Genomic DNA, 9667 nt, shown 5'->3' with positions numbered 1-9667 from the left:
CGCCGGGCGCGACCGCGAGCGCCGCCTGCCGCACGCCGAACTGGAGGCGTTCAGCCGTTCCGGGCTGTGGGGCATCACGGTCCCCGCACGGTTCGGCGGCGCCGGCGTCTCCAGCGTCACCCTGGCGCGGGTGATCACGCGCATCGCCCAGGCCGACAGCTCGCTGGGGCAGATCCCGCAGAATCACTTCTATGCCCTGGAAGTCCTGCGCATCAACGGCACGGCCGAACAGCAGCGGCGGCTCTACGCCGAAGCGCTGGCGGGCCGGCGTTTCGGCAACGCCCTCGCCGAGCTGGGCACGAAGACCGCGCTGGATCGCAATACCCGCCTGCGCCGCGACGGCGCGCGCTACCGCATCGACGGGCGCAAGTTCTACGCCACCGGCGCGCTCTATGCCCAGCGCATCCCGACCCTGGCGGTGGACGACGACGGCATCGCTCAGCTGGCCTTCGTGCCGCGCCAGGCGCCGGGCCTGGAGGTGATCGACGACTGGACCGGCTTCGGCCAGCGCACCACCGGCAGCGGCTCGGTGGTGTTCGACAACGTACCGGTGGCGGCCGACGACGTGGTGCCCTTCCAGGCGGCGTTCGACCGCCCGACCACGCTCGGGCCGTTCGCGCAGATTCTGCATGCGGCCATCGACACCGGCATCGCCCGCGCCGCCTACGAGGACACCCTGGCCTTCGTGCGCAGCAATGCGCGACCGTGGATCGATGCCGGCGTGGACCGGGCCAGCGACGACCCGCTGACGCTGAACGCCGTCGGCCGCCTGGCCATCCACCTGCATGCCGCCGAGGCGCTGCTGGAGCGTGCCGGCGAGAGCCTCGACCACGCCCAGGCGGCGCCGGATGCCGAGACGGTGGCCGCCGCCTCGATCGCCGTGGCCGAAGCGCGGGCGATCGCCACCGAGGCGTCGCTGGCCGCCAGCAGCAAGTTGCTCGAGCTCTCCGGCAGCCGCGCCACGCTCGCCGAGTACAACCTCGACCGCCACTGGCGCAACGCGCGCACCCACACCCTGCACGACCCCGTGCGCTGGAAGTACCACGCGGTCGGCAACTACTACCTCAACGACACCTTGCCGCCGCGCCGGGGGACGATCTGATGCCGAACAAGCAGATTCGCCTGAACGCCTTCAACATGAATTGCGTGGGGCACATTCACCACGGCCTGTGGACCCATCCGCGCGACCGCTCCAGCGACTTCAACGACCTGGCCTACTGGACCGACCTGGCCAGGCTGCTGGAGCGCGGGCTGTTCGACGGGCTGTTCATCGCCGATATCCTCGGCGTCTACGACGTCTACCAGGGCGGCATCGACCTCACCGCCAAGGAGGCGATCCAGTTGCCGGTCAACGACCCGCTGCTGCTGCTCTCGGCCATGGCCGGGGCCACCGAGCACCTGGCTTCGGCCTGACCGCCAACCTCACCTACGAGCCGCCCTACCTGTTCGCCCGCCGTCTCTCCACCCTCGACCACCTGAGCAAGGGCCGGGTCGGCTGGAACATCGTCACCGGCTACCTGGACAGCGCCGCCCACGCCATGGGCCTGCGCCGGCAGATCGAACACGACCGCCGCTACGACCAGGCCGACGAATACCTGGAGGTGCTCTACAAGCTGCTCGAAGGCAGTTGGGAGGACGATGCCGTGCTGGCCGACCGCGCGCAGCGGATCTACGCCCAGCCCGGCAAGGTGCACAAGGTCGTGCACCATGGCGAGTTCTACCAGGTGGAGGGCTACCACCTCTGCCAGCCCTCGCCCCAGCGCACCCCGGTGCTGTTCCAGGCCGGCTCCTCCGAGCGTGGCCTGCGCTTCGCCGGGCAGCACGCCGAATGCGTGTTCATCGGCGGGCAGAACCGCGAGGCGGTGCGCCAGCAGGTCCAGCGGGTGCGCGCCAGCGCCCTGGCCGCCGGCCGGCCGGCGGAGGCGATCAAGGTGTTCATGGGCATCGGCGTGATCGTCGCGCCGAGCGAGGCCGAAGCGCGCGACAAGCATGCCGAGTACCTGCGCCATGCCAGCCCGGAGGCGGGCCTGGCGCACTTCTCCAGCTCCACCGGCATCGACTTCGCCCGCTACGCCCTGGACGAACCGATCCGCTACCAGAAGACCAACGCCATCGAATCCGTGGTCAAGGCGTTCACCGCCAAGGGCAGCGGCTGGACCAAGCGCCGCCTGCTGGAGCAGCACGCCCTCGGCAGCCGCTACCCGCTGGTGGTCGGCTCGCCGTCGCAGGTCGCCGACGAACTGCAGGCCTGGATCGACGAGACCGACCTGGACGGCTTCAACCTGACCCGCATCGTCACGCCGGAAAGCTACGCCGACTTCATCGACCTGGTGGTCCCCGAGCTGCAGAACCGGGGCGTCTACAAGACCGCCTACGACGAGGGCAGCCTGCGTCACAAGCTGTTCGGCCAGGGCCCGCGCCTGCCGGACGGGCACATCGGCACGCACTGGCGCGCCCCCGAGCGCCTGACCACCACCCACCGCGACCTCTATCGCGGGCTGAACGCCCTCAGCCTGCTCTGACCGCCGAAAGGATGACGCCCATGTTCGACAAGACCCTGAAAACCCTGACCTTCGGCACCCTGCTGACCCTCTCCGGCCTGGCGCTGGCGGAGCAACCGCTCAAGCTCGGCACCACCGCCGCCTTCGCCCCGCCGCTGGAAGTGGCGGTGGCGGAGGCGAAGAAACAGGGCCTGGACGTCGAGCTGATCGAGTTCAGCGACTGGATCGCGCCCAATGTCAGCCTGGCCAATGGCGACATCGACGTGAACTACTTCCAGCACATCCCCTTCCTGGAGAACGCCAAGGCGGAAAGCGGCGCCGATCTGGTTCCCGTGGCGCCCGGCATCATCAACAACGTCGGGCTCTACTCGAAGAAGCACAAGGACTTCGCCAGCCTGCCGGACGGCGCCAGGGTGGCCATTCCCAATGACCCGATCAATGGCGGGCGCGGCCTGCAGCTGCTGGAGAAGGCCGGGCTGATCAGCCTCGCGCCAGGCGTCGGCTACAAGGCCACGCTGGCCGACGTGACCGGCAATCCGAAGAACATCCGCATCATCGAGCTGGAGGCCGTGCAGCTGGTCCGCGCCCTGGACGAGGTGGACCTGGCGCTGGGCTATCCACACTACATCCGCCTCGCCGGCACCCACGATCCGGAATCCGCGCTGCTGTTCGACGGCGTCGACCATCCGGAGTACGTCATCCAGTTCGTCGCCCAGCCGCAGAAGGCCCGCGACCCGCGCCTGCTCAAGTTCGTCGACATCTACCAGCATTCGCCGCAGGTCCGCGCCGCCCTCGACAAGGCCCACGGCGCGCTCTACCAACCCGGCTGGGGGAGCTGAACATGAGCGGCTTCGATGCCCACCTGCAGCAGGCGGCGCAAGCCGGCCTGTACAGCGACGTGCACGTGCGTTTCGCCAACCTCGGCAAGACCTACCAGAGCGCGCTCGGCAGCGTGCAGGCGCTGCGCGACATCGACCTGGTCGTCCAGCGCGGCGAGATCTTCGGCATCATCGGCCGCAGCGGCGCGGGCAAGTCCTCGCTGATCCGCACCATCAACCGCCTGGAGCGGCCGAGCAGCGGCCAGGTGCTGATCGACGGCGTGGACATCGGCCAGCTTGACGAGGACCAGCTGGTCGAGCAGCGTCGCCGCATCGGCATGATCTTCCAGCACTTCAACCTGATGTCGGCCAAGACCGTCTGGCAGAACGTCGAGCTGCCGCTGCGGGTCGCCGGCGTGCCCTACGGCCAGCGCCAGCGCAAGGTGCACGAACTGCTGCAACTGGTCGGCCTGCTGGACAAGCGCGGCGCCTACCCCGCTCAGCTCTCCGGCGGCCAGAAGCAGCGCGTCGGCATCGCCCGTGCGCTGGTGCACGACCCCGAGATCCTGCTGTGCGACGAAGCCACCAGCGCGCTGGACCCGGAAACCACTCAGTCGATCCTCGCCCTGCTGCGCGAGATCAACCAGCGCCTGGGCCTGACCATCGTGCTGATCACCCACGAGATGGCGGTGATCCGCGAGATCTGCGACCGGGTAGTGGTGCTCGAACAGGGCGAGGTGGTCGAACAGGGCCCGGTCTGGCGGGTGTTCGGCGCACCCTGGCACGAGGTCACCCGCACCCTGCTCGCGCCCTGCAGCACGAACTGCCGGCCGACCTGCAGGCGCGCCTGCGTCCCTACCGGCTCACCGTCGACGACCACCCGGTGCTGCGCCTGCGCTACGGCGGCCACGGTGCCGCGCCGGACCTGCTGAGCCTGGGCGATGCCCTCGGCGGCCGGGTGAGCCTGATCGAGGGCAGTATCGAGCGCATCCAGGGCCGGCCCCTCGGCCGCTTGGTGCTGGAAGTCGCCGGCTCGCCGCTGGAACCCGAGGACCTGCTGGTCAACGCCCGCCGTCTGGCGGATCACGCGGAGGTGCTCGGCTATGTCGCCACTGCTGCTTGAGCGGCTCTGGCAGGGCCTGCTGGACACCCTGCTGATGGTCGGCGTGTCGTCCCTGCTGGCGCTGCTGGCGGGCATCCCGCTGGCGGTATTCCTGGTCACCAGCAGCAAGGACGGGATCTTCGAGGCGCCCCGGCTCAACCGGGTGCTGGGCGGCATCGTCAACCTGTTCCGCTCGATTCCCTTCCTGATCCTGATGGTCGCGCTGATCCCCTTCACCCGGCTGGTGGTCGGTACCACCTACGGCGTCTGGGCCGCCGTGGTGCCGCTGACCATCGCCGCCACGCCGTTCTTCGCGCGGATCGCCGAGGTCAGCCTGCGCGAGGTCGACCACGGCCTGATCGAGCCGCCCAGGCCATGGGCTGCCGGCGCCGCCACATCGTCTGGCACGTGCTGCTGCCCGAGGCCCTGCCCGGCATCGTCGGCGGCTTCACCATCACCCTGGTGACCATGATCAACTCCTCCGCCATGGCCGGCGCCATCGGCGCCGGTGGTCTCGGCGACCTGGCCTACCGCTACGGCTATCAGCGCTTCGACACCCAGGTGATGCTCACCGTGATCGTGGTGCTGGTGGTGATGGTCAGCCTGATCCAGCTCGGCGGCGACGGGCTGGCCAGGCGCTTGAACAAGCGGCTTTGAGGTGTCGTTTTGCCAACACAAAGCCCTGGGAAGCCGGCAATGCTGTTCAGATAAGCAAGGAGAGTACTTTGTAGAAGCGCGCCATGCGCGCGAATCGCGGTCACTCTCCAGGGACCCCGCCCCAAACGTGCGGCCGCAGGCGGGGTCATCGCCTCAGGCGCTCTGCCGGGCGCGCTCGCGTTCGGCGACCTTGGCGCGCAGCGTCGGGATCAGTTCGCGGCCGTACTCGATGGCGTCGTTGAGCGGGTCGAAGCCACGGATCAGGAACTGCTCGATGCCCAGGTCGTAGTAGTCGAGCAGCGCATCGGCGACCTGCTCCGGCGTACCCACCAGGGCCGTGGAGTTCTGCCCGCCGCCGACCAGCCCGGCGATGCCGGTCCACAGCCTCCGGTCCAGGCGCTCGCCCCTGGCGGCCTCCTCGCGCAGACGCTGCGCCCCTGCGCTCTGCGGCTTGCCCTCGGGGGCGCCGGTCCGGGCGATGCGCTCGCGGGCCTGCTGCAGGATGGTCTCGGCCTTGGCCCAGGCCGCCTCCTCGGTCTCGGCGACGATCGGCCGGAAGGACAGGCTGAAGGCGATCGTGCGGCCATTGGCGGCGGCCTCGGCGCGCACCCGCTCGACCAGTTGGCGGGTGTTGGCCAGCGATTCGCCCCACAGCATGTAGACGTCCGCATGCTTGCCGGCGACCCGGATCGCCGCCTCCGAAGCGCCGCTGAAGAACACCGGGATATGCGGCTTCTGCTCGCTCTTGATCGCCGAATAGGCCTTCTCGACCTTGTAGAAGCGGCCTTCATGGTCGAACGGCCGCTCGGCGGTCCAGGTTTTCCTGACCACCTCGAGGAACTCGTCGGTCCGCGCGTAACGCTGGTCGTGGTCGAGGAAGTCGCCGTCCTTGCGCTGCTCGGCGTCGCTGCCGCCGCTGATCACGTTCAGCGCCAGGCGCCCGTCCAGCAGCGCGTCGAGGGTGGCCAGCTTGCGCGCCGCCAGGGTCGGCGCGACGAATCCGGGGCGGTGCGCCAGCAGCAGGCCGAGGCGGCTGGTGGCCAGCCCGGCGACGGCGCTGACCAGGAAGCCGTCCGGCTGCTCCGACCAGTAGCCGACCAGGATGCGGTCGAACCCCGCCTGTTCGTGGGCCTGGGCGAAGGCGCGGATGTAGTCCTTGTCGAACACCGGCCCGACCGGGGCGATGGTTTCCGAGGACAGTCGATGGCCGATCATGCCGTGTATTTGCAGACTCATGAGAAGAAACTCCGTTGCAGATCAATGAATGTCCGCCGCTCCGGGCCACGGACTCGCTCGCATGCGCAAGGCAGCGGCGGCGCACTGCGGGCGCCACTCGCATCGATGGATCACCAGTCGCTGCCCTGGCCCAGCAGTTCCAGCGCCCGCTGGCGCAGCTCCACCAGCAGCGGGTCGTCGCGATGGCGCGGATAGGCGCGTTCGACCTTCAGCTCGGCGAGAATCCGCGCCGGCCGGCTGGACAGCACCAGCACGCGGTCGCACAACAGCAGCGCTTCCTCCACGTCGTGGGTCACCAGCAGCGAGCTGTAGCGCTGCCGTTGCCGCAGACGGATCAGTTCGCCCTGCATGGCGATGCGGGTCAGCGAGTCGAGCTTGCCCAGCGGCTCGTCGAGCAGCAGCAGGCGCGGTTCGTTGACCAGCGCCCGCGCCAGCGCGGCGCGCTGCGCCATGCCACCGGACAACTGGCGCGGGTAGGCGCCGCTGAACTCGCCCAGGCCGACCATCGCCAGCGCCTGGTCGACCCGCTCCCGGTGGCCGGCCAGCAGGCCGCGGGTCTGCAGACCGAGGGCGACGTTGTTCCACACCGTGCGCCAGGGGTAGAGGGTCGGGTCCTGGAACACCAGGATCCGCGACGGGGCGGGCGCGACGATCGGCTCGCCGTCGCCCAGCAGTTCGCCGGACGCCGGCGGCTCCAGCCCGGCGATCAGCCGCAGCAGGGTGGACTTGCCGCAGCCGGACGGCCCGAGCAGGCCGACGCTTTCACCGGGAAGCAGGGTCAGGTCGATGTCCTGCAGCACCGGCAGGCTGTCCTTGCCGAGCGTGAAGGCATGGCCGAGGCCCTTCACCTGCAGGTGCAGGCCATCGGCCGGCGCAGCGGATCGCAGGGCGGCAGTCACCATTTCACCGCCCCCTTCTGCCAGGCCAGCGTGCGGTCGCGCACCAGGAACAGCAGCGTGATCAGGCCCGAGCAGAGCAGCGCCATGACCAGCAGCGCGGCGTACATGTTGGCGTAGGCGGCCCAGCCCTGGGCCCATTGCAGGTACCAGCCGAGCCCGGCCTTGACCCCCATCATTTCCGCCACCACCAGCACCGAGAACGATGCGCCCAGGCCCATGAACAGGCCGACGAACACATGCGGCAGGGCCGCCGGGATCGCCACCCGCAAGATCAGGAAGCGCTGGCTGGCGCCTAGGGTGCGGGCCACGTCGTAGTACGCCCGATCGACGCTGACCACCCCGGACCAGGTCAGCACGGTGACCGGGAACCAGGTGGCCAGGGCGATGAGGAACACGCTGGCGGCCCAGCTGCTGGGAAAGAAGAAGAAGCAGATCGGCAGCAGCGCGGTGGACGGCACCGGCCCGAGGATGCGCAGCACCGGATGCACCCAGTAGCCGATGCGCTGCGACCAGCCGATGGCGACCCCGGCGGCGAAGCCCGACAGCGAACCCAGCAGCACGCCGTTGGCCAGCAGCCAGAACGAGTGCAGCAGGCTCTCGCCGAGACGCGGCCAGTCCTCCAGGTACACCTCGATCAGCGCCTGCGGCGGAGCGAAGAACGGCACCGGCAGCAGCACGAGCTTGGCCGTCACCAGCAGCCAGGCGGCGAGCAGCAGCGGCAGCGCCACCAGCCATTTGCCGGCCGGTCGCAGCCAGTCGGCCAGGCGCGCCGCCGGACCGGGCAGCAGCGCGATCAGCGCCAGGGCAACGGCGACGCCGCCGGTGCCCGCCACCAGCTCGCGCGTGTAGGGCCATTCGCGGCCACCGTCGGGATAGAGCCCGGCGAACAACGCGAAACCCAGCCAGACGAACGCCGCCAGCAGCCCGGTGCGCCAGGGGGCGAACGACGCCCGCGCCCCGGCCGCGTCCAACTCAAGCGAATACGTCGGCATGGATGCTCTCCGCGAATTGCAGCGGGTCGGTGCGCGGGCGCAGCACGTCCACGGCCTTGAGATCGCGCGCGTACACGGCGATCTCCTTGACGAAGGCGTTGCCCACCGAATAGTGCGCGTGGGTGTGCTCGCCAAGGATGGCGCGGATTTCCTCGGCCGAGGTGTTCACCGCGAACTTGAGGAACTCCTCGGCCACTGCCTCCGGATGCTCGGCCGCCCAGGCGTGGGCCTGGAGGATGGCGTGGGTCAGCGCCGCCGCCACCGGCTTTTCCTTGCGCGCCAGGTTGCCGCTGACGCCGACCACGCAGCAGCTGAGGTTGGCGTAGTCTTCCACCAGGTTGGTCGACAGCTCGCGGAATCCCGCCTGCGCCTTGACCCGGTACATCATCGGGTCGGAGCCGCTGGCGGCCTGGATCTCGCCCTTCTGCAGGGCGACCTCCAGCAGGTCGATGGGATAGACCCGCCAGGTCACGTCGCGGGCCGGGTCGACGCCATGGCGCTTGAGCATCAGCGAGAAGAAGTTCTTGTCCGCGCTGGCCATGTCGGTCACGCCGATGGTGGCGCCCTTGAGCGCTTCGAGGCTGCGCGGGCCGTCCTCCAGGGTCACCAGACGCAGGCAGCCGCCGTGGGTGCCTGCGGTCAGCTTGACGTCGAAGCCCTGCTCCAGGGCCTTCAGCCAGCGCAGCGCCATGCCGGTGGCGGCATCCGCCTTGCCGGTGGCCAGCGACTCCAGCAGCACCTCGGTGGAATGGCCGAAGTTGACGAACTCCACCTCCAGGTTGTGCTCGCGGAAGAAGCCCTGGCTGTCGGCCACCGCCACCGGCGCCAGGCAGACGGCGTTGAGGTTGGTCGCCAGCTTGATCTTGCGTGGCTCGGGCAACGCCCACTGGCCGGTGCCAAGGGCGAACGGCGCGGGGCCGGCGGGCGCGGCATGATGGGCGTCGTGGGCGAAGGCGAAACGGCCCAGGGCACTGCTGGCGACGGCACCGCCGGCCAATGCCAGCAGGCGACGACGGGAAAGATTCGAATCGAGACTCATGGGGATGCTCCCGGAATGTTGGCTGAATACCGGGCAGACACCGCGTGGTCGGGAAGCTGCCGTGAAACCGTGCAAGTGAGCCGCCTGCGGGCGGTGGTCGTTGTCAGCCGAGGCCTAGCGCGGCCCGACCGAACGCGGCCCGACCGATACCCCCCAGCGCAACGTCGTCCTGTGGTGTGTGGATACGCGCGCAGAGCACGTCGCGGTAATGCCGCTGCAACGGATTGCGCCGATCCAGCCCGGAGTTGCCGACCGCGGCGAGCGCCAGCTCGACCGCCTGGATCGCCTGGTTGGTCGCCAGGTACTTGACCTGCGCGGCGCTGGCGGCCGCGGGCAGCCGCTCCTGCGCCGCCGCGTCCAGCAGCACCCGGTTGGCCAGCAGCAGCTGTCGATCCGCCCGACCAACTCCTGGAAGCGCGGCAG

At 69.7% G+C, this 9667-nt stretch carries 6 protein-coding genes and 4 pseudogenes; 5 read left to right on the top strand and 5 right to left on the bottom strand.

Going from position 1 to position 9667, the window contains the following annotated elements; translation table 11 throughout:
- The 5 genes and pseudogenes from BAY1663_RS20955 to BAY1663_RS20935 all read left to right on the top strand — a co-directional run.
- A partial coding sequence (locus BAY1663_RS20955) for an SfnB family sulfur acquisition oxidoreductase (protein ID WP_037044641.1) occupies positions 1-1102 on the top strand: 1102 nt, incomplete at its 5' end.
- Positions 1102-2522, top strand: a pseudogene (locus BAY1663_RS20950) (LLM class flavin-dependent oxidoreductase). The gene BAY1663_RS20955 and the pseudogene BAY1663_RS20950, both read left to right, overlap by 1 nt.
- Before the next feature lie 20 nt (positions 2523-2542).
- Complete coding sequence (locus BAY1663_RS20945; RefSeq protein ID WP_037044640.1) at positions 2543-3340, top strand: MetQ/NlpA family ABC transporter substrate-binding protein; 798 nt, start codon at positions 2543-2545, stop codon at positions 3338-3340.
- A gap of 2 nt (positions 3341-3342) precedes the next feature.
- Positions 3343-4442 (top strand): annotated as a pseudogene (locus BAY1663_RS20940) (methionine ABC transporter ATP-binding protein).
- Positions 4423-5078 (top strand): annotated as a pseudogene (locus BAY1663_RS20935) (methionine ABC transporter permease). Before BAY1663_RS20940 ends, BAY1663_RS20935 begins: the two co-directional pseudogenes overlap by 20 nt.
- Positions 5079-5231: 153 nt before the next feature.
- Here the strand turns inward: BAY1663_RS20935 and BAY1663_RS20930 are convergent.
- The 5 genes and pseudogenes from BAY1663_RS20930 to BAY1663_RS20910 form a co-directional block, all read right to left on the bottom strand.
- Positions 5232-6314 carry an LLM class flavin-dependent oxidoreductase gene (locus BAY1663_RS20930; protein WP_037044639.1) on the bottom strand — a complete coding sequence of 361 codons (1083 nt, stop codon included), beginning with the start codon at positions 6312-6314 and terminating at the stop codon, positions 5232-5234.
- A 110-nt stretch (positions 6315-6424) separates the two neighbouring features.
- On the bottom strand, positions 6425-7216 hold the full coding sequence (locus tag BAY1663_RS20925) for an ABC transporter ATP-binding protein (protein ID WP_037044637.1): 792 nt from the start codon (positions 7214-7216) through the stop codon (positions 6425-6427).
- Complete coding sequence (locus BAY1663_RS20920) at positions 7210-8205, bottom strand: ABC transporter permease (RefSeq protein ID WP_037044635.1); 996 nt, start codon at positions 8203-8205, stop codon at positions 7210-7212. Before BAY1663_RS20920 ends, BAY1663_RS20925 begins: the two co-directional genes overlap by 7 nt.
- Positions 8186-9244 (bottom strand): ABC transporter substrate-binding protein, encoded by a 1059-nt coding sequence (locus tag BAY1663_RS20915; protein ID WP_037044627.1) that lies wholly within the window; start codon positions 9242-9244, stop codon positions 8186-8188. Before BAY1663_RS20915 ends, BAY1663_RS20920 begins: the two co-directional genes overlap by 20 nt.
- Before the next feature lie 103 nt (positions 9245-9347).
- Positions 9348-9667, bottom strand: a pseudogene (locus tag BAY1663_RS20910) (acyl-CoA dehydrogenase family protein); the annotation flags it as partial.

Source organism: Pseudomonas sp. BAY1663 (assembly GCF_000582595.1).
Classification (GTDB): Bacteria; Pseudomonadota; Gammaproteobacteria; order Pseudomonadales; family Pseudomonadaceae; genus Stutzerimonas; species Stutzerimonas stutzeri_AF.
The sequence above is the reverse complement of the archived record's forward strand: the minus strand, read 5'-3'. Positions and strand labels throughout refer to the sequence as shown.

Coding starts and splice junctions, on each gene's coding strand:
- BAY1663_RS20945 (WP_037044640.1), top strand. CDS start 2,543: ATGTTCGACAAGACCCTGAAAACCCTGACCTTCGGCACCCTGCTGACC.
- BAY1663_RS20930 (WP_037044639.1), bottom strand. CDS start 6,314: ATGAGTCTGCAAATACACGGCATGATCGGCCATCGACTGTCCTCGGAA.
- BAY1663_RS20925 (WP_037044637.1), bottom strand. CDS start 7,216: ATGGTGACTGCCGCCCTGCGATCCGCTGCGCCGGCCGATGGCCTGCAC.
- BAY1663_RS20920 (WP_037044635.1), bottom strand. CDS start 8,205: ATGCCGACGTATTCGCTTGAGTTGGACGCGGCCGGGGCGCGGGCGTCG.
- BAY1663_RS20915 (WP_037044627.1), bottom strand. CDS start 9,244: ATGAGTCTCGATTCGAATCTTTCCCGTCGTCGCCTGCTGGCATTGGCC.